Below are 21,356 nucleotides of genomic sequence, written 5' to 3' on the forward strand. Positions count from 1 at the left end.
AACTCCCAATTGTTTTTTACTCATTTACTTCCTCCTTAAATTCAATTACTTCATTAGGAGAAAGTTTCATCTTCCTACATATCTGTTCTAAGTTTCTCATGGATATGTAGTCATTTTTCCCTAACTTTGCTAATAAATTTCCTGATATCCCTACATATTCTTGAAATTCAACTTTTCCCATTTCTCTTTTGGCTAGTTCTATCCATAAAGGTCTATAAGATACTCCCATTTTATCTCTCCTTTTTTTATCTGATTTAATATATATTCATTTTCATTATTATTTTAGACACTATGTCTATTATATCATTTATCTTGCCCTTTTGAAACACTAGCTTGTCTTTCTAATATAAAAAAAGCACCCTTGATTGTTAGATCAAAAGTGCTTTCTAATATCCTTACATTAAATCATTTTAAAATACTCTAAAGCTTCCCTTATCGCTTCTTCCTTCTCAGGTGGACAATTAGGAACTATAGGATTTTCTTTCTTTGAGACGTTATAGTTTTTACCAACTTCAAGTCCGCATTTTTTCTTTACTTGTGATATATATAGATTAGATACTTTCATGTTGTGTTTCTTTAAAACATAATTTTTAATTTCTTCATAGGTCGCCTTACTTTCAGAAGCCGTTACATCTAACTCATCCATATCTAATTTTACTTTAATATGTTGGTTGACATCTAGTTTGGACAATAACGCCACCGTCTCCACATGATTAGTGAATGGGAAAAGATCAACCGGTTGAATACTTTTGACTTGATAGCCCGCTTGAGCAAGTAGTTGACAATCACGCGCTTGGGTAGCTGGATTACAAGAAACATAGACAATCTTAGCTGGATCTTGTTCCACTAAGCTTTCAATAAACTGAGGATCCAATCCCTTGCGCGGTGGATCCACTGTCACCACATCAAAACGAATGGCTTCTTGATTCCATCTTGCTAGCCAATCTTCTGCTAAACCCGCTTCAAAATGCACATTATCTATCTGATTGATTTCGGCATTTTTCTCAGCCATTTCGACGGCTTCAACCACTACTTCCATGGCATAGACCGCTTGAGCATGTTTGGCAAGCGCTAAGGATAAGGTGCCTATGCCACAATAAGCGTCCAATACAGTCTCACTGCCATCTAGTTCTGCTGCTGCAATAGCCAGCTGATATAAACGCTCAGCTTGAGGAGTATTAATTTGATAGAAAGATTGTGGTGATATTCGGAAAGTCATCTCTAACATCTGATCTTCAAAATACTCTTTTCCCCATAAACAATAAGTCTCTTTTCCCATAATAACATTTGTTTTGGCGGGATTAATATTTTGAATAATTGATACCAGCTGAGGAATTTTTTTAATCATCTCTTGCATTAATTCTTCAAGTTGAGGAATTTTTTTAGCTTTAGAAACTAAAATGACCATTAATTGACCACTATAATGGCCTTTTCTTACAATTAAATGACGCATGCAGCCTTTGTGAGCTTGCTCATCATAAGCCGGAATGTGGTACTTTCTTAAAAGGTCCCGAACCATTAGAATCGCTTGATCAATAGCGGGATCTTGAATATGGTAGTCTTCAACTGGAATGAGGTCGTGACTATTTTTTCGAAAGAATCCCGTTTCTAACTTACTTTTAACCATCCGAACTGGAATTTGAGCCTTATTACGGTATCCCCATGGATCATCCATACCCATAGTCGGTTGAATGGTCAATTCTTTAAAATGCCCAATACGTTCAAAAGCATCTCTCACAACCTTTTCTTTAAATGCTAACTGTGCCTCGTAAGACAAGTGTTGTAAGGTCATCGTTCCCGTTTGACGCCCGATATCATCGGTTATGGCTACTCGGTCAGGACTTTTATTTACGACTTTTTCTAACTTTCCAAAGCCATATTTTTTTCCGATTTTTATGACTTTAAATTCAATGTCTTCTTGCGGTAAGGCTCCTTCAATAAAGAATGGAAAGCCCTCAATTTTAGCGACACCCAACCCTTCATGAGTTAAATCTTCTACTCTTGCTTGTAAGAGTTGGTTTTTTTCAAAATTATTTGCCATGTATTGCTCCTCTGTTATTTACCTTAGGTCTTGGTTAAAAAGTTTGGGTCTTGAAGTGAAAGGACTAAATAGAGGATTAACTCTCTTTTAACTTAGCAATTTCTAACTCCAATTGTTTTATTTTTTGCTTAAATTGACTTCGTCTCTGCATCAGACTTTGTCGCATTTTCTCGCCTAATTCATCATTTAGAACGTAATCGCGAATGAGATAGGGAAAATCAGATCGTCTTAAGGCCAATTGATTCCTCTTTTCATATAAAGAGACTAACAAGGCATTCCTCACATCGACTAGTTGGCTTAATTTTAATGGAGACGCTTGAGCATAATCTTCATTTAAATGATCTAAAATCAATTGAAGAATCTCTTTATTATCTCTTTTATAGGCAGTCAAGGCTTTTTGATAAAGTGACTCTTGGTGTTTTGTTTGTAAAGGATATAGAAGAGGATGGACATTAGAAACTATTTGACGGTACATTCCCCGCATCAAGCGCGCCTCTTCTTCTGTTAAAGTATCTTCGTAGATAGAGTGTTCTGCTGATTGTATCTTTTCTTCCGTTTCAATAATTAACTGCTGATAAACAGATAAATCTTTTTCTAACTGTTGCAGTTTTAGCTTTTGATTCTTTTCCTTATAAAGACGTATTATTCTATACTTTCTTTCTAAGAAGACAGCTTGAAAATGAGCTTTTAATAAATTGAGCCATTCTTTCCCAAAATTTAAATAAAAGTGCTTTTCTAAATAAAAACAATCCTTATAAATTAATTCATCATACTCAAATACAGCTTGCGATAAATCCACTTGCAACCTCTCAATTTCTTTTTCAAGTAACGAGCGTCCAGGCAGTAAGAAAATTTGACCAAAATGTCCTGTCATTAAAAAGCCCCCTCTCAAAGTCGCTTTGCTCATCTATTGGATTATACATCAAATCATTGGTAAAGACTAAATTGCTTTAACAAGACTTAGTAAAACTTGTTAAAATAGGGCCTGTTCGATAAAATAAGTATTACATTCATTAAAAATAAGTTTTTTAAGATTTTTAAAAGAGAAAGTAGGTAAGTAGATGCGCGTTTTACTTTATTCAGGCAATCTCGAGCAAATCAAACGCTCAGGCTTAGGCAAAGCCATTCATCATCAGCAAAAAGCATTGGAATATATGGGAATCGATTATACCATGAATCCCAAGGACTCTTTTGACCTATTACATATTAATACCTACTTCCCTAAATCCTATCTTTTAGCAGCCAAATGTCGCCGCAAGAATATTCCAGTCATTTATCATGCCCACTCGACTAAAGAGGACTTTGAGAACTCCTTCCGTTTCTCAAATTTTCTAGCACCTAGTTTTAAACAATGGCTGCTAACTTGTTACCGTTTGGGTGATATTCTCATCACCCCTACTCCATATTCTAAGAGCCTGCTTGAAAATTACGGTCTCGATCAACCGATTTATTCTGTTTCTAACGGGATAGACCTATCTAGATTTCAACCTCTAGACACTGAGAAACTTAAGAAAGTTTTCCGTCAAAAGTACGACTATCAGCCTGATGATTTTGTTGTAATGGGGATTGGACTATACTTAAAACGCAAAGGGATTCTTGACTTTGTTGAATTAGCCAAACGGATGCCTCACATTCAATTTATTTGGTTTGGCTATCTTGACTTGCGCTATGTACCGGATGAAATAAAAAAGGCTGTCACTACGAAATTACCTAACTTAAAATTTGCTGGTTATGTACCTAATGAAGATATACGGGCCGGTTTGTTAGCGAGCAATCTTTATATTTTCCCGACTTTTGAAGAAACTGAAGGTATTCCTGCAATTGAAGCTTGCGCCATGAAAACAGATTTTATTGTGCGTGATATCCCTGTATTTGATGGTTGGCTGGAAGACGGTGTGAATGTTCATAAAGCTATAGACCTTAAAGCCTTTCAAGAAAAAATTCAACTAGCCTATGAAGGCAAACTCCCTTCATTAGTAGAAAAAGCCTATGAAATTGCCATCGAACGCGACCTTCCTCAAATTGGTCGACAGCTATTTTCAATTTATCAAGAAGCTCTGAAAATGAAGGTATAATAATAAACCCCACCGTTGATTAAACCATTGGTGGGGAATTTTTGTCTATATTTTCAAATTTGATTAAAAACTTATCCAGTTGATCTTTATCTCTTGCTTTTTGCGCTTGAGAAATATTAGAAGGATTAAGATAGAAACGAAAAACTTCTTGATCCTCAGCATTTTTAATTTGAATAGCCTCGCCTTCATCAGGATTATCCTTTATACGAGAAACCTGAGGATATTTTGCTCGCCAATATTCAATGGCTTCTTCGGCTACTGCTTGTCTTAAAACTTTATACATTTCTGCTTGATGAGCCGGAATTAAGAAAGCGTCAATTTGAGCCATCTCGTCCATTCTGTTCTTGATGTTTTTCTTTTGCGTTCTCTTTACCATTTAATCAACCTACTATTCTTTAATTGTACGGTATTTTTCTAAAAAGTCTAATTCAAATGATTGTATATAATCTTCTAGCACACAAATAACTGATTGGTCATTATTATTTCCGATTTTATAGCGACATTGCATAGCCAAGTCTTTATCGGCATTATCCATTGCTATACTGTAGTGGACTTGAGCCATCATGCTTTCATCATTCAAAGAATCACCAAAGGCCATCGATTCCTCAGCTTTAATATTGTATTTGTTTTGTAAATAAAGCAAGGCGCTGCCTTTACCACCCTCTTTATTATATACATCTACCCATCCATCTCCTGAAGTAACTGCAGTAACTTCTTGATAACGCTCGTTGATTATACGAGCTAAGACTTTATTGCGGTCAAGCGTATCTTGTGTCGCAATCGCAATTTTTGTTACAACAGAATCTTCAGGCAGTTCAGAAAATTGAGGAATGTAGTTTACATCTTTAGCGTAGCGTGAAATGAAATCAAATAATGGTCCCTTAGTGTCTCTAAAATAAGCCGCATCGCCTAATCCTAAAACGGGAGAATAGGCTTGAAATTCATCTAAAAAGTCGATAATTTGGGTAAAACCTTCATATGGAATGCCAATCTTCTTTAAGGTCTGATCATTCTTGACAATGTAATTACCATTATCACAAGCAAAATATAAGTCCGGCCAGACAGACTCTTCAAAGTAATCTGCAATTTTCTGATAAGAATTACCAGTAGCAATTGCCACGATCACTCCTGCTTCTCTTAACCGTTTCAGAACGCGGTTAAAGCGATCCCGATCATAAGTCTTGTCAGTCCTGAGGAGTGTTTCATCAAGGTCAATAGTGATGAGTTTTAATGTCATAGAAATTAATGCTCCTTTTTAATTATTGCTAGAATAAAGTGTTAAACATTTATCATATTGCATCCCTACTGATTATAACATTTTTTTAAGAATCATCATCCTTTATTAATCGCTAAAGTCTACTTTTTGAACATACCAGATATCGAACGTGTGATAACTCGGCCTATCTCGCGACCAACCTGACTCATCATATTTTTAGTAAAGCGGTCAAAATTTGAATCCGTCCGTCTTGAAGCTGTTTTGCCTGACTTCTTAAGCTGTTTAGCTAATTCTGCTTCCAGCTCTTTAATGCGTTGGTTGGTTGAGAGGTCCTCTGCTTTGCCATCAATCGATTTAATCATTTCTTCTTGTGTTTCTTGCATAGCTTGATTTAATTGTTCGTGAGCAGACTCACGATTAATTGTTTCACTATATTTATCTAAGAGTTGTGAGTGGTTAATCGTCTTCAAAATAGTTTGAGGGTCAACAAGGCCCAACTTACTCATCGGAGGATAAATCATAACTCGTTCAGCAACATTTGGTGTGCCTTTTGAATCTAGAGTAGAAACAACAGCCTCTCCGGTGGCTAACGCTTGGAGCACTTTTTCCAAATCAACAGCTGAAGATTCTGCTTGTCGGAAAGTTTGACTCACTGCTTTGACCACTTTAAGTTCCTTTGGTGTAAATGCTCTTAAGCCATGTTGAATTCGATTGCCTAATTGTGAAGACACACTGTCTGGAAGGTCCATAGGGTTTTGAGTGACAAAAAAGATGCCTACCCCCTTGGAGCGAATTAAGCGAACCATCAATTCTATCTTTTCAACCAGCACCTTCGGAGTTCCATCAAACAAAACATGGGCTTCATCAAAAAAGAAAACCATTTTAGGTTTAGCTAAATCGCCCACTTCCGGAAGACTGTCAAAGAGCTCTCCTAGGAGTGCTAACAAGACCATGGCATAAAGTGTGGGAGTTTGATAGAGCTTGCTGGCATTCAAAATGTTTATAATGCCTTTTCCTGATTCATCTACCCTTAATAAATCTTCAATCTCTAGACTAGGCTCAGCAAAAAAAGCATCAGCTCCTTGCTGTTCTAAAACTACAATACTGCGCAAAATAACACCAATGGATGCTTTGGAAATATTCCCATAACTACCGCTTAATTCTTTGGCATGTTCGCCTACGAAATTTAGCATTGCTCTTAAATCTGTTAAGTCAATCAATAAAAGCCCTTTTTCGTCTGCTACCGAAAAAACCACATTCAAAATACTAGTTTGTGTCTCATTTAAACCTAATAGGTTGGCTAATAAAATGGGTCCCATTTCGGAAACAGTAACTCTCAGTGGCAGCCCTGATTGCCCATGGGCATCCCACAGTTCGATAGGAAAAGCTTGATTATCATAATTTTCATAGTGAGTGGCTTGTAATCTTTCAATAAATGCTTGAGAACTACCCATCTCAGCCAAAGATATCAAATCGCCTTTAATATCTGATAAAAATACAGGTATGCCAGCTAAACTTAGCTGTTCAGCTATAACTTTTAAGGTAACCGTTTTACCCGTTCCGGTCGCTCCCGCTATAAGACCATGTCGATTCAACTTGTCTAAGCTTAATCCAACCGCTTGTGAGCCGTATCCAAACATAAGTTGTGTATCCATGTTAAGCCTCCTCTACTATTCACACTCTCAATTTTAGCATACTCTTATTTACTCATCATCCAATTATCTAACATTTATTAGATTTGTTAGACACAAAAAACAACCCCTAAAAATATTAGGGATTGTTTTCAAAAATCTATTTGTCTTCCAATTGATTTCTTTTTCTTAGTGCAATCAGTAGTGCTCCCCCAACTACTAAAATGCCTGCGACTAAGTAAATCACTTTTGAAGTTGTTTCACCAGCTGTTGGTAAATTGCCTTTTTCAGCTTCTTTACGATCGGTTGACTTTTTAACAACAACTGCTTTCCCATCCTCTTGAGTTTGAGTGGTTGTTGATTGATCAGTTTTGGCGTCTTTGTATACTAAGGCTACAATACCAAGGCCTTTGCTTTCAACAGTGGCTGTTTCTCGGTTAAGGCGTACTTTTAATCCTTCAACTTGTTGGCCCATAACTTTCATGGCTAAAAGTTGACTATTAATTGGACGGGTAGGAAGTTTGATTATTGTTGGATTTTCCAATTTTATTTCACTACCGTTTTGATTAAAAGCTTTGATTTCATAAGCTACAAAATCTTTACCTTTCAATTCAGAAGGGAGATTAGCGGCATTTAAATCAACTTTTTGAATAAGAACCTTCTCCACATTTTTAGCGTCTGCCTTGGTTAAGAGGACTTGTCCTCCATTTTCTAAGTCCTTAAAGACCATTTCAGGAACGGTCGCTTCTTCGGTAACAGTCGTTTCCTCAACAGTTGTGGTAGTTGACTCTTGTGTAGTTGATGCTAGTGTCGTAGTTGTTGGCTCTATTGATGTAATCACTTCTTCAGTTGTGGTTGTCGGCTCTGGCGTAGTTGAAGGCTCATCAGTCGTAACATTTTCTTCCAACTGATAAGCTAGTTCAACTTTTTGGTTTGCAACCACTTCAATCGTTTCTGGAGAGAATTGATCTGCACGGTAAACTTCAGGAATAGAAACAAACTGGACTTCATAACTGCCTACAGGCACTTCTTCAATTAAAGCTATTCCATTCTTGTTAGTTTCAACAGTCAACTCGCCAATTTGCATTTGCACATTTGCAACAGCTTGACCTTGACTATTGCTGACAGCTATTGAAACTTGACCCACCTCAGCTTCTTTTTGAATAGTCACAGCTTGTAACTCTGGCGCTTCATTTTCTACAGCTACATCTATTAGATTGCCTTGGGCTACATATCCTTCAGGGGTTTGACTGACTTGGTATTGGTAGTTACCTAGAGCAAGATCACTAGCTGAGGCTAGACCTTGACTATCAGTCGTTATTTCCTGTTCTTGGCCATCTTCAGTATTGATTAAGCGTATGCTCACACCTTCTACCGCTTCAGCCTTTTGATCTTGAACTTTAATCGTCAAAACCGCTTTGGGATCCTGTGTCGTCGTAGTTGGCTCTTCTGTAGTAGGTTCAGCAGTTGTAGTCGGTTCCATTGTTGTAGTCGGCTCTTCTATTTCAAATGTTAAATCAGTAGGCTGATTAACTGAAACTTCAACCCTTTGAACATTGGACTCTAAATCAGCATTTCCTGAAGTCGTCACCAAGGTAACATCGTAATCACCCACTGGCAATGAATCAATAAAGATAGAGCCATTGTCATCAGTCGTATAAACTTGGTCTAACACTTGAACTTCAGCTTGGGGAATTGCTTGACCTTGAGTATCGGTAACTAAGATATTCAGTTGACCAACTTGGTCTAACTTGGTAATACCAATTACTTGACGATTTTCTTCATTAGCAGAAACTTGTGTTTCTAATAATGTTCCTTGAGCTGAATGTGTTTCCGGTGTTTCGATTACTTGATATTGGTAATTGCCAGTGGGAATATCAGAAGCTTGAGCGACACCTAATTGGTCGGATACTAATTCTTGTTTAAATTGAGGATCATCCCGTTTGGTCAATTCAATCTTAACTCCTTCAACCGGTGCTTCCTCTTGATCATATACTTCGATTTGTAAATCAGCTTTAGCTTCTACAGTTGTTTGAGAAGTTGTTGAATCTTCGATAACACCTGACAATGTCAAAGGAAAGTCGTAAGTTTGACCTGAGTAAATCTCAACATTTTCTTCAATTTCATATCCTGACATTGCTTCTGGTAATCGACCAAATTTCATTACATAGTTACCAGTAGGAACTTCTTGAAATTGAGCGATCCCTTGTTCATCGGTTAAAACTTCCTGCCCATTGATCACTATTCCTACATTCGGAACGACATTACCCACACTATCCTTAAGAATTACATTAACGTTTCCTAATTCGTCAGCAACTTCTGTTTGACTGTTTTCTTCACTATTATCAGCTTCTTGACTACTGTCTGCAGTTGGTGATTCAATCTTTGGTACTTGAGGGTTTTGAACTTGATCACCGACTAAATAAATGTTAAAAATCGGAGGTGTTTCTAAATAATTGCCGTCAATTGTAAAGGCATAATCATATACTATCGTTTGATCGGCCAACTCAACAATTTCTCCTGAATCCTCAGCAATTTCATCAGCCTTCTCTTGTTTTTCTTGAACGATTTGAACTTGATAAGGTCGAACTGATTGTCCTCCCCTTTGAAACTTCCCGTCATCATATAAACGGAAGATATATTCACCAGCAGTCAATTCAATTGGTTGCTGTTCAGTATTGTCACTACGATAAGAATAAACAACCTCTTGACTTGCTATATCAATAATATCATAGGAAATCTCTTTTTGAGCTTGGGGGATATTCTCATCTACTTGTAAAAAAATATTAAAAGTAGGCTCTACAAAATTTTCTTGTGCTTGCGTTTCAACTTGAGCTAAAACTTCTTGGGTTTGAAATATTGGTGCTGCCAATAGGTTGCTCACTAAAACAAATGATAAAATATTTTTTCTCTTAAACATCTTGATAACCTCCTTAAATACTATGTTTCGTCTACAATTATACTTTACCATAAATCAAGAGCCAACGACCTTAGAATGCTTAATTATCAAAATTTATAAAGGTTTTTACTAAATTTCATCAATCTTTCTTCAAATTTGACAACTACTCCTGATTTAAAACTTTGACTATCTTTACAAAAAAATTTGCATAAAAATGTGCTATTGATTATAATTTAGCTAGATGTTCATAAGGGAGTAACTTAAGATAGATGATATCTTGGCTGTATCAACAACGTTAAGTAGTTTTACTACTGGTACAGTCTGAAATAGTGAGACTTATGCCATTGAGCGCAGCTTTGTGTTGCCCAAGTGGCATGAGTCTTTTTTCTATTCGAAGTCAATCTTATAAACACGTTAAATTAAAGGGGGAAAGTGGATGTCTAGCAAAGATTTTGTTGCTTATACTAAATCAAATCAAGAGATTATAAGCGAATTAGATACCGATATTAAGAGCGGATTAAGTCAAACAGAAGTAAAAAAGCGTTTGGAGCAATACGGTGAAAACACCTTGAAAGAAGAAGAAACAAGGTCTCTTCTACAAAAATTTGTGGACCAATTTAAAGATTTTATGATCATTGTTCTGTTAGTTGCTTCTGTCATATCTGCATTTGTTGGATATATGGAGGGAGAAGGACCAACTGATTCAATTATTATTCTGATTGTTGTCCTATTAAATGCAGTGCTTGGAGTTTTCCAAGAGGCTAAGGCCGAAGATGCCATTAACGCCTTGCGTGATATGTCTTCACCTGAAGCCAACGTATTACGCGATGGAGAATATATGAAAATCAAATCAACTGAACTTGTTCCTGGTGATGTAGTTAGTTTAGAAGCTGGTGACATCGTTCCTGCGGACATACGCTTAGTTGAAACCAATTCCTTAAAAGTCGAAGAAGCGGCACTAACTGGCGAATCTGTTCCAGTTGAAAAACATGCCGAAGCGGTTATTGAAAAAGAAGCTGGGATTGGTGATCGATCCAATATGGCTTTCTCTTCAACCAATATTACCTATGGGCGCGCTTTAGGAATCGTCACTCACACAGGGATGGATACAGAAGTTGGACATATTGCAGCCATGTTGTCTTCGACGGAAAAGCAGCTCACTCCACTTCAAAAAGACCAAGAAAAATTGGGTAAAACACTTACCTATTTAATTATCGCAATCGCTATCATAACTTTTATTGTTGGTGTCTTTCTTAAAGGATTCTCGCCAATTCAAATGTTATTAGTTTCTATTTCATTGGCAGTTGCCGCTATTCCAGAAGGCTTACCTGCTATTTCAACCATTATTCTATCTTTAGGCACGCGAACCATGGCTGCCAGAAATGCCTTGGTAAGAACTCTTCCTGCTGTTGAAACTTTAGGATCAACTATGGTTATTTGTTCAGACAAAACCGGTACTTTAACACTGAATCAAATGACTGTTGAAAAGGTTTATTATGATGGTCAATTGCATTATGCTCAAGATCCACTTGATAATAATGGTAAATTTATTTGCTCTTTCGCTTTCCCTAATGACTCTAAAGTCGATGCTCAAGGAAATGTCAACGGTGACCCTACTGAAACAGCCCTCATTCAATACGCCTTAGACCATGGGATGGATCTCAAAGGACAATTAAGACAATTCCCTCGAGTAGAGGAAATTCCTTTTGATTCAGGCCGTAAATTAATGTCAACCATTCATGAGACCGATGATGGCCGTTATCTAGTCTTTGTTAAAGGAGCTCCTGATCAATTAATTAAGCGCTCAAGCTCTATTCAAAAAGCCCAAGAAGTTACTGCAATGACTGAGGCTGATCGAGAAGAAATTATAGAAGTCAATGCTAAATTAGGTCGGCAAGCATTAAGAGTTTTAGCAGGTGCCTATAAAATAATTGATGAGATTCCCGCTGAAGTTACAACGGAAACCTTAGAAAAGGACCTAGTTTTCACTGGTTTAGTCGGTATGATTGACCCAGAAAGAACAGAAGCCAAAGCTTCTATTGAAAAAGCGCGTATGGCTGGTATTCGTACTGTCATGATCACAGGAGACCACGCAATGACTGCTCAGGCCATTGCTGAACGTTTAACTATCTTAGACCCAAATGACAGCGAAAATGAACGTCACGTAATGACCGGAGCCCAATTAGATGAAATTACAGACGATCAGTTAGCTAAAGAAGTTGGAAATTACTCAGTTTATGCTAGGGTTTCACCAGAGCATAAAGTGCGTATTATCCGTGCTTGGCAAGCCAATGATGCCGTTGTCTCAATGACCGGTGATGGAGTTAATGATGCGCCATCTCTTAAACAAGCAGATATTGGTGTCGGTATGGGTATCACTGGTACAGAAGTCTCTAAGGGTGCTTCAGACATGGTCTTAGCTGATGATAATTTCCAAACCATAGTTGTAGCAGTCGAAGAAGGACGAAAAGTATTTGCTAATATCCAAAAAGCTGTTCAGTTCTTACTTTCTGCTAACCTTGGAGAGGTGATCACTTTATTTACAGCCACTTTATTCGGTTGGGTGATTTTAGAACCAATTCATATCCTGTGGATTAACTTAGTAACGGATGTCTTCCCTGCTATCGCATTAGGTATGGAGAAAGCAGAGTCTGATGTAATGTCACACCGTCCACGTACTAAAAAAGATTCTTTCTTATCCTTTGGGGTGGCACCCTCTATCCTTTATCAAGGGATTCTAGAAGCTTTAATTACGCTATTCGTATATTGGTATGCTGCTGAAGGCCCAATGCAAACATCCTTAATAGGAGAGGAACGACACGTTCTTGCTGAGACTATGGCCTTCATTACACTTGGTTTAATCCAACTATTCCATTCATATAACGTCAAATCCGTTTTCGCTTCCCTATTCAGCCGTAATCCTTTTGACAACAAGTGGCTAAACTTAGCCTTCTTAGTATCCGGAGCAATGCTTTTAGGTGTTGTATTAATTCCTGGTATCAGTCAATTCTTTGATGTTCATGCTTTAACAGCTGGACAATGGGGAATTGTTGTCGCAGCCGCCCTCTCAATTGTGGTGGTGGTAGAAATTGTTAAATTTATTATGCGTTTAAGTGGGTTCGCTGACAAATATAATCAATAAGCCTATCAAAAAAGCTGGGACAAAAGGACCTCTCAGCCACCTCAATATTTACAGCGAGCCTAGATTGGAAAGTAACTTTCCAATCTAGGCTCGCTGCTTTGGGTATTTACGTAGATTATTGGCCATAAATATCCGCTCGACATCGGTCTTAGAAAAGCTATTACGACCGTTAAATATCGCTTGATGAGTGGTGTGTTTTTCTTCACGAGGAATAAAATCCTGGCAATTTTTCGGTGATACTTTTGAGACGACGGCGTTCTTTTTGCGTTCATCCGCTCCGGCAACAGTTTGCGATTCAATCGCTCAGTTAAGCGTTTCAATTTCTTCACTTAAGAGCTGCTGAATCTCAGATTGAATCTGTTTGACTACCTCATGAATCCGCCTAAACATTATGATTTTCAGGGAATAAACAATCCATTTCCAGTAGCAAGCAAGTTTGATTCATAGTATACTGTTGCTAGATAGAAAGCCCCTCCTGAATGGCTTTGTGATTACTACGATTACAGCAGGAAACGCTTTCTTTGTTTATATTGTTAAAGAAAAAGTCCGATTAACGATTATATCGTTGACCGGACTTTCTTTAATTATTCAAGGCTTTTGTCCCAGCCCCTTGTTTTATTCTCTAATTTGACCAGAACCTTCAATGAGGTATTTGTAAGTAGTCAGAGCCTCTAATCCCATAGGCCCTCTGGCATGAAGTTTTTGAGTTGAGATACCAATTTCTCCTCCGAATCCGAAGACTTCACCATCCGTAAAACGCGTCGAAGCATTTACATAAACAGCTGCCGAATCGACATCATTCATAAAATCTTGCGCCACTGAATAGTCTTGCGTAATAATAGCTTCGGAGTGTCCAGTTGAAAAACGGCTGATATGGTCAATCGCTTGGTCATAATTTTTTACAATTTTTATTGCCACTACTAAATCTAAGAACTCTGTCTCATAATCTTCCTCACTAACCTGTTCGGAATATGGCAATAAGTCACGTGTTTGCTCATCTCCTAAGATTTGAACATTGGCATCAAACAAGGCATTTCCTATTTGTGGTAAGTAAGCCTTAGCGAAAGCCTCATCAACAATGATTGTCTCAACAGCATTACATACAGAAGGACGTTGTGTTTTAGCATTGACAACAATCGTCTGAGCCATTTTAAAGTCTGCTTTTTCATGTATATAAATATGGACATTGCCTACTCCCGTTTCTATAACAGGAACAGTGGCATTTTTCACCACATTTTGAATTAAACCTGCTCCTCCTCTTGGTATTAAGCAGTCAACATAATGATTCATTTGCATGAGTTGAGTAACTAACTGTCGATCAGGGTCTGTAATTAACTGAACACAGTACCTAGATAAGCCAGCCATTTCAAGGCCTGCTTGAATGGCTTCAACGATTGCTCGGTTGGTGGCGATGGCTTCTTTACCTCCTCGTAAAATAACAGCATTTCCTGCTTTTAGACATAAACCAGAAGCATTCGCTGTCACATCGGGACGTGATTCATAAATAATGCCAATTACACCTAGTGGGACAGGTCTTTGACTAATGCGCAAGCCCAATTCATTCACCCATTGCTTGCGTGTGTTAGCTAATGGATCTGCTAACTGAGCTATTTTTCGAATACCTGCTACCATTGATGCAAAACGCTTTTCATCTAGGGTTAATCGCTCGATCATGGCAGCTACCATGCCATCCGCACGCGCGTTCTCTACATCTTGAATATTTTGCTCTAAAATACTTTCTTGCTTTTCTTCTAAAGATTGAGCCATAGCTAATAAAGCTTGGTTTCTCGCTTGACTGCTTAACTTACGTAATTTTTCAAAGCTTTCTTTTGCTCTTTTTCCAATGGTTAATAATTCGATCGATGTTGCCATTTTATTTATCCCCTTTCCGATGGAAAAAAGTTCCAATACTTTTACCTTTTAGAATATCAAAAATTATCGAAGGATCGGCTCCTGAGGTAATGACTAAGGATGAATCGGTAGTAAAGATGACCTCGGCTGCATTCAATTTAGTAGCCATACCTCCAGTTGAAAATTCTGAGCCTTTTCCCATTGCCATTTGCTGAATTTCTTGTGTGATTTCAGTCACTTGATCAATTAACTGAGCATGAGGGTTTTGTTGTGGGTTTGAGTCATATAAACCATCAACATCTGAAAGAATAATTAAAAGGTCAGCATCTGTAATTTTAGCTACAATAGCAGATAAGGTGTCATTATCACCAAACTTGGTTTGATGATTTAACTCCTCAACTGCTACCGCATCGTTTTCATTAATAACGGGGACAATTTTTCGTCTTAATAAGGTATCCATGGCTACTTGAACATTTTGTAGCGATTGAGGATAATCAACTACATCTCGTGTTAAAAGAATTTGGCCGACATTCACGCCATAATATTTAAAGAAGCGAGAATAGTGTCCCATTAATAACGTCTGACCGACAGCTGAAGCTGCTTGTTGGTCTGCAATGGTAGTTGGATAGTTGGCTTCATTTAAGTCCATACTCCCTACACCAATAGCTCCCGAGGAAACAATGACAACTTCTTTACCTTCTTGGATCAAACTAGCACAGACATAAGCTAAGCGATCTAATTTAGTGAAATTAATCCCTTCATCGGACAATATTGTGTTTGTTCCTAACTTAATAATAATTCGTTTTGCATTTTTTAAATCACTACGTTTCATTCTCTACCCTCTTTTACAATTCAATAGCCTTATTATAGGAAAGTTTCATGTCTGGGTAAAGTATCCATACTATTCTCTTTGAAAAGTGAAAATCCCTTTACAATTTTAATTTCCCTTTTTAGCCGCTGATAATTCTAGCTTTGATAAATAATTTCCTAAAGCTCGATTGTAAACTCTTCGCTCTAAAATAATTGATTTTTCTTTCTGGTATTCTCTTTCCAAGAAATCATAATAAGTCCCTGGCGTTTGGATTCCAACCAAAGGGGAAAGAGCCAACCCTATTTCCTTAATAATATCATCAGAAAATAAAACACAATTTGTCCAAAAAACAAAATATGTTTGAAATTGCCCTTCTTTGAATTTATAAAATTTTGTATATTTAGTTTGACGCATCAATTTTCCTACAAAAGAATTTAGGACTGTCTTGGATTGAGGATGCCAATTAATTGTTTTTTCTTTAATGCCATTCAACTTTTCCTCTAACTGCTGGGCTTGTTGTTTAGAAAGCGCGATATCATATTCTACAATCGTCAGACGATTTTTTAATGAAAAGGATAGATATTCTGAACGATCAATTAAGGCCAAGACACCTTCTCCACTTGTATCCAACAAATTTCTAGTGTCATCATCTTGATTGCCATAAAAATAAACAGTATCTTTATATGCAATGTTCATATGACCCACCCTATCAAATGTTGATTTTCCAACAGGTATTTGGATAGTAATTAAATTGTCTTCTTGCTTTGGCAAGTCATTTTCATTAGCCAAAAGTGACGCTCTATAATCGGATTCAATATCTTGGGTCGTGTCTATCAGTATTTCATCTACTTTTCTAATTAACTTCTGAGGAAACAAAGCTGAAAAGAGCACTGGCAAGGGTAGGCGTAGACTTCTTCGCCAAATATGCTGCTTTTCAAGATCAAGTAGGTTAAAGCCCCCATCATATAGATAGCTGATTCCAAGAAAAATAAGGTAGATACCCAAACGAAGCAAAGCAGGATAACCCTGATTCATTATTAAAATACTATCAATAGCAAATATAAAATTCGCAATTGCAAAAGCTAAACGTTGATAACGCTCAAAGGCCTTATCTTTAAACATTAGGTAATAAGAAAAGAAATTTAAGAGAGCCAATAATAACTGATAAATTCCTACGCAACGCACCATCCATAAATAAAAATTGGGCGAATTAGTCAAGAGTCCGCATGCAAAAATAATCTGCCCTAGACTTATTATTGGTGGTGAAAACCTCACTTTTGATGAGTTATTAAATATATGACCCAATAGATACGCCAGAAAATCTACCCCTCCAATTATTAAGATGATTATAGCTAGACCATTTAAAAGTATATTTGCAATTTTTAGCTTAAACAGCAAGAGAGCTATGCCCAGCGCTGATAAAATTAGACCCTCTAAAATATATGAATAATTTTTCTTATTTATTATTCTCATCCCTTTTTTCTCTTTTCAATTACTTTTATATTTTAGCATAGACGCTAAATAAATTTACTTACCTTATATTGATCTCAAACATGATGGTTGCTCTTAAACTTTTGTTCTATATGTTATACTTATTTCAAAATATAAGTTAGGAGCTCAATTATGTTTAAAAACCCCTATGTGAAATATGTTTATGATGATCTTCAAGCAAAATTCAGTGAACAAGTCGAGTATCTGCAGGCAGTTAAAGCGTTTTTATCCGCCATCGAGCCCCTAGTTGAACAAGATGAAAGTCTAGAAAAAGAAGCGATACTTGAGCGTATGGTTACACCGGAAAGAATCATTAAATTCCGAGTCCCTTGGCAAGATGACCAAGGTCAAGTCCATGTAAACTGGGGGTATCGTATCCAGCATTCTTCTTTACTTGGCCCCTACAAAGGAGGCTTACGTTTTGATACACAAGTTAATGAGAGTGTAATGAAATTTTTGGCTTTCGAACAGACTTTGAAAAATGCCCTGACTGGTCTACCTATGGGAGGTGGTAAAGGAGGAAGTGATTTTTCAACACGTGGTAAATCTGATCAAGAGATTATGCGCTTTTGTCAATCCTATATGACTGAACTAGCTAAACATATTAATGAAAAAATAGATGTTCCTGCCGGTGATATCGGCGTTGGAAAGCGTGAAATTGGTTATATGTATGGCCAATATAAACGCCTTAAGGGGGTTGAGCTAGGAAGCTTGACTGGAAAACCTATCTTGGCTAATGGATCACTTGGTCGAGAAGAAGCCACTGGGTACGGTCTCATCTATTTCCTTCAAGCCATGTTAAATGAAGAGAAGGAACAAATATCACAAAAACGCTTTATGATCTCAGGGCTTGGAAATGTTGGTTTAAATGCTATCAAAAAGGTTATGCAATTAGGTGGAATGGTATTAGCTGTATCCAACAGTCAAGGATCACTTTATGATCCAAGAGGCATCAATATTAATCACTTAGAAGATATTCTTGCGCACCATAAGAAAGACCTATCTATTTACACTCAAGAGTTCCCTCATGCTTCTTATTCACAAGACTCAATCTGGTCGCGTCAAATTGCAGCAGATATTGCCCTACCTTGTGCCACACAAAATGAAATAAATGCTCATCAAGCCAGAAACTTAATCGCTAATGGTGTGCGTTTTTTAGCTGAAGGTGCCAATATGCCATGCATGTCGGAAGCTATTGAGGTGTTCAACCAGAGTAAAGATTTTATTTGGGCTCCAGCTAAAGCAGCTAATGCGGGAGGAGTGGTTGTTTCTGGTTTAGAAATGTCACAAAACGCAATGCGTCTCCAGTGGTCTTTTGAAGATGTCGATCACAAACTACAAGCAATTATGTCTGATATCTTTGCTAACTGTAAAGAAACTTGTTTAAAGTTTGATTTGGGTAAGAATTATGCAACTGCAGCAGATATAGCCTCTTATCAAAAAATTGTTCAACTCATTCAGATGCATGGCCTGATATAATTAAAAATTAAAAGTGTAGGTGAAAATTTCACCTACACTTTTAATTTTTGCTTAAGTTTTTAGACTAACCTATCTGCCTTTGTACCAAGGTCTTCCAATCTTTTTTACGATAGATATAGAAGCCCCATACTACAATCAACATATTAGAAACCAGCATAGAAATCCAAATACCTGTCGATCCTAAGTCTGTAAAGTAACGCAGGTACATGACAATTGGTACACGGATAAACCATAAACGTCCCAAGGTCATTAACATAGAATATTTGGTTTGACCACAGCCTTGGAAAAAACCATTGAGGGCAGCAAATAAACCCATAAAGAAAATAATGAAAGCTGTATAAGCTAGGTACTCTTTGGCTTGCATCCAGAGGTCGCTATCTGCTGATTCTTTAATGAAGATACTTAAAATCGGTTGTTGGAAAAGAATCATCAAAGCAGAAGAGATTACCGACATAAACAAAATGAAAATAATAGCTCGTTTAAAAATTTGATTGGCGCGAGTATAGAGTTTGGCTCCCATATTTTGACCAACGATTGAAGTAAGTGCCATCCCTACTCCCATTTGCGGTTGCATCACAATATCTGAAATACGATTAACCATAGAAAAAGCTGCCAGTGTATTTGTTCCGTATGAGGTAATCAAAGCGTTCATAACCGTAAATCCTAATGAAGACCCCCCATAACCTAAGAAAGATGGTAAAGCCAATTTCATAATATGTTGACTGGTTGGCCAATCAAAGCGAATCCCCTTCAATTGAGGTTGAATTCTAGATTGTTGGCTAACTACATAAATAGCTAGCACAATTAATACAATCTTAGATACAACAGTAGCCCAAGCAGCACCTGCTATTCCCCAACCTAAACCTGGAACATTAAGTATTGGGACTTTGTCATAAATAAATATAGGATCTAATATAATATTGATTGTCATCGAAATAGCAGAAATAGCCGTCATAATTTTGGTGTTCCCTTGAGCATTTAAGATGGCCTGGTAGGTGAAGTAAGCAAAATCAAAGGCAAGACCAATAAAACTTATTTTAAAATAAATAATTGATTTGTCTAAAAAACTTCCGCTTCCGCCCATAACTGACAGCATCCAAGGAGTTGCTAGATAACCTAAGAAAGCAAGAACAATACCCAGACTTAATGTCAACAGCAAGGTATTATCTACATATACTTGAACTCGTTCATACTGTTTGGACCCTAAAAAGTTTGATAAAAGAGCTGTGGCTGCTACTCCTATTCCCATGCCTAGTGAAATAAAAAAAAAGTTTAAAGGCCACGAAAAAGCAGAGGCTGCAAAATCCTCAGCGGAAAGTTGAGCCAAAAATAAACCGTCTGCCACAGTATAAAAGGTACGTACCAAATTATTAATCATTAAGGGGGCCGAAATTGTTAAGATAACTTTCCACATAGGGCCATGCGTTAGAAAATCCCTGTTATTAATCTTTTGCTTCAATCTTAAACACTCCTATAAGTAAAAGAGTCAATCAGCAGGGTGCTAACCGACTCCTTTGATTTATTAAACGAACCCCTAAATTCTAGCGACACCTTCTTCAACTGCACAATCTGCTACAGCCTTAGCTACAGCATCTGCCACTCCATCCGCTAGGGGTGAGACAATGATATTGTCCGGGCGTAAGTCTTCTTCAGCTACCATTTCTGCAATTGCGATAGCTGCTCTTTCCTTCATTTTATCAGTAATTTCTTTTGCACGCACTGATAAAGCTCCTTTAAATATTCCTGGAAAAGCTAAAACATTATTAATTTGATTTGGGTAATCTGATCTGCCCGTTCCAACTACTTTAGCACCTGCTGCGATTGCATCTTCAGGCATAATTTCAGGAACCGGATTTGCCATAGCAAAAATTAATGGTTCATTCATAGATTTTACCATTTCTTTACTCACAACATCTGGGGCAGAAACGCCAATTAAGACATCTGCTCCTTTCAATGCATCCGCTAGTTCACCTTGCATTTTACTAGAATTTGTCAATTTTGCAATAGCTGCTTTTGCTGGATCTAAATCTGGATTCCCATCACAAATAATCCCTTTACGATCTACCATAATGATTTCGCCAAAATTCATTTGAATTAATAATTTGGCAATGGCAATTCCTGCCGCTCCTGCACCGTTAATAACCATTTTCAATTTACCCATAGGTTTTTTGGTTAGTTTAATAGCATTAATCAAAGCTGCTGCTGTTACAATAGCTGTACCGTGTTGATCGTCGTGGAAAACAGGAATGTCAGTGCGTTCTTTTAGCTTAGCTTCAATCTCAAAACAAGTGGGTGCTGAGATATCTTCAAGATTAATCCCGCCAAAACTTTTAGAAATCATAGCGATTGTATCAACGATTTCATCAACGTTTTTGCTATCCACACATATTGGGAAAGCGTCCACATCGGCAAAGCGTTTGAATAGGGCACATTTGCCTTCCATGACTGGCATGCCAGCTGCTGGACCAATATCTCCCAAACCTAAAACCGCTGTCCCATTTGTTACAACTGCTACTAGATTGTTACGACGTGTTAATTTAAAAGATTCTTCATAATCTTTAGCTATCACACGACAAGGTTCAGCTACTCCTGGAGAGTAAGCTAAAGATAAATCTTCAGCTGTGTCGATATTCACACGACTATTTACTTCAATTTTACCAGCTACATCATAATGTAATTTTAAAGATTTTTCAAAAATATCCATTTTAACTTCCTTTCTA

The 21,356-nt window shown here is 37.3% G+C and carries 15 protein-coding genes; 3 read left to right on the forward strand and 12 right to left on the reverse strand.

Annotated elements, in window-relative coordinates:
* Positions 1-16: 16 nt before the first annotated feature.
* The 3 genes from ACQV18_RS05215 to ACQV18_RS05225 form a co-directional block, all read right to left on the reverse strand.
* Positions 17-229 (reverse strand): helix-turn-helix domain-containing protein, encoded by a 213-nt coding sequence (locus ACQV18_RS05215; protein ID WP_428892670.1) that lies wholly within the window; start codon positions 227-229, stop codon positions 17-19.
* Between the two features lie 171 nt (positions 230-400).
* The gene (gene rlmD, locus ACQV18_RS05220) at positions 401-2,041 is read right to left on the reverse strand and encodes a 23S rRNA (uracil(1939)-C(5))-methyltransferase RlmD (protein ID WP_428892671.1); all 1,641 of its coding nucleotides are present in this window, start codon (positions 2,039-2,041) and stop codon (positions 401-403) included.
* A gap of 76 nt (positions 2,042-2,117) precedes the next feature.
* Entirely contained in the window at positions 2,118-2,915 is a 798-nt protein-coding gene (locus ACQV18_RS05225) for a hypothetical protein (protein WP_428882322.1), read from the reverse strand.
* Positions 2,916-3,102: 187 nt separating this feature from the next.
* Between ACQV18_RS05225 and ACQV18_RS05230 the strand changes: the two genes are divergently transcribed.
* Positions 3,103-4,116, forward strand: coding sequence for a glycosyltransferase (locus tag ACQV18_RS05230; protein WP_428873459.1), 1,014 nt, complete (start codon positions 3,103-3,105; stop codon positions 4,114-4,116).
* Positions 4,117-4,135: 19 nt separating this feature from the next.
* On the opposite strand, the gene ACQV18_RS05235 is transcribed toward ACQV18_RS05230, so the two are convergent.
* The 4 genes from ACQV18_RS05235 to ACQV18_RS05250 all read right to left on the reverse strand — a co-directional run bounded on the left by ACQV18_RS05235 (position 4,136) and on the right by ACQV18_RS05250 (position 9,883).
* A complete protein-coding gene (locus ACQV18_RS05235) occupies positions 4,136-4,492 on the reverse strand; it encodes a hypothetical protein (protein ID WP_428873458.1) in 357 nt (118 codons plus the stop codon).
* 12 nt (positions 4,493-4,504) lie between these two features.
* Positions 4,505-5,353 (reverse strand): HAD-IIB family hydrolase, encoded by an 849-nt coding sequence (locus ACQV18_RS05240; RefSeq protein ID WP_428875014.1) that lies wholly within the window; start codon positions 5,351-5,353, stop codon positions 4,505-4,507.
* A 119-nt stretch (positions 5,354-5,472) separates the two neighbouring features.
* Positions 5,473-6,987, reverse strand: coding sequence for a helicase HerA-like domain-containing protein (locus ACQV18_RS05245; protein WP_428882324.1), 1,515 nt, complete (start codon positions 6,985-6,987; stop codon positions 5,473-5,475).
* Positions 6,988-7,123: 136 nt separating this feature from the next.
* Positions 7,124-9,883 (reverse strand): SpaA isopeptide-forming pilin-related protein, encoded by a 2,760-nt coding sequence (locus ACQV18_RS05250; RefSeq protein ID WP_428892672.1) that lies wholly within the window; start codon positions 9,881-9,883, stop codon positions 7,124-7,126.
* Between the two features lie 415 nt (positions 9,884-10,298).
* Here ACQV18_RS05250 and ACQV18_RS05255 point away from each other — a divergent pair, with 415 nt between their 5' ends.
* Positions 10,299-13,004, forward strand: a complete 2,706-nt coding sequence (locus ACQV18_RS05255; protein ID WP_428873454.1) for a cation-translocating P-type ATPase — start codon at positions 10,299-10,301, stop codon at positions 13,002-13,004.
* A 615-nt stretch (positions 13,005-13,619) separates the two neighbouring features.
* On the opposite strand, the gene ACQV18_RS05260 is transcribed toward ACQV18_RS05255, so the two are convergent.
* The 3 genes from ACQV18_RS05260 to ACQV18_RS05270 form a co-directional block, all read right to left on the reverse strand.
* Positions 13,620-14,876 (reverse strand): glutamate-5-semialdehyde dehydrogenase, encoded by a 1,257-nt coding sequence (locus tag ACQV18_RS05260; RefSeq protein ID WP_428892673.1) that lies wholly within the window; start codon positions 14,874-14,876, stop codon positions 13,620-13,622.
* 1 nt (position 14,877) lies between these two features.
* Complete coding sequence (proB, locus tag ACQV18_RS05265; protein WP_428874477.1) at positions 14,878-15,687, reverse strand: glutamate 5-kinase; 810 nt, start codon at positions 15,685-15,687, stop codon at positions 14,878-14,880.
* Between the two features lie 105 nt (positions 15,688-15,792).
* A complete protein-coding gene (locus ACQV18_RS05270; protein ID WP_428875010.1) occupies positions 15,793-16,821 on the reverse strand; it encodes a DUF308 domain-containing protein in 1,029 nt (342 codons plus the stop codon).
* A 468-nt stretch (positions 16,822-17,289) separates the two neighbouring features.
* Here ACQV18_RS05270 and gdhA point away from each other — a divergent pair, with 468 nt between their 5' ends.
* Positions 17,290-18,636: an NADP-specific glutamate dehydrogenase gene (gdhA, locus tag ACQV18_RS05275; protein ID WP_428874475.1), complete on the forward strand. Its 1,347-nt coding sequence runs from the start codon at positions 17,290-17,292 to the stop codon at positions 18,634-18,636.
* A 64-nt stretch (positions 18,637-18,700) separates the two neighbouring features.
* Here the strand turns inward: gdhA and ACQV18_RS05280 are convergent, their stop codons facing one another.
* Positions 18,701-20,095, reverse strand: a complete 1,395-nt coding sequence (locus ACQV18_RS05280) for an MATE family efflux transporter (RefSeq protein WP_428882332.1) — start codon at positions 20,093-20,095, stop codon at positions 18,701-18,703.
* Between the two features lie 75 nt (positions 20,096-20,170).
* Complete coding sequence (locus ACQV18_RS05285) at positions 20,171-21,340, reverse strand: NAD(P)-dependent malic enzyme (RefSeq protein WP_428874473.1); 1,170 nt, start codon at positions 21,338-21,340, stop codon at positions 20,171-20,173.
* Between the last annotated feature and the right edge of the window lie 16 nt (positions 21,341-21,356).

This window comes from Facklamia sp. P9177 (assembly GCF_050409585.1).
In the GTDB taxonomy this organism is placed as follows: Bacteria; Bacillota; Bacilli; order Lactobacillales; family Aerococcaceae; genus Facklamia.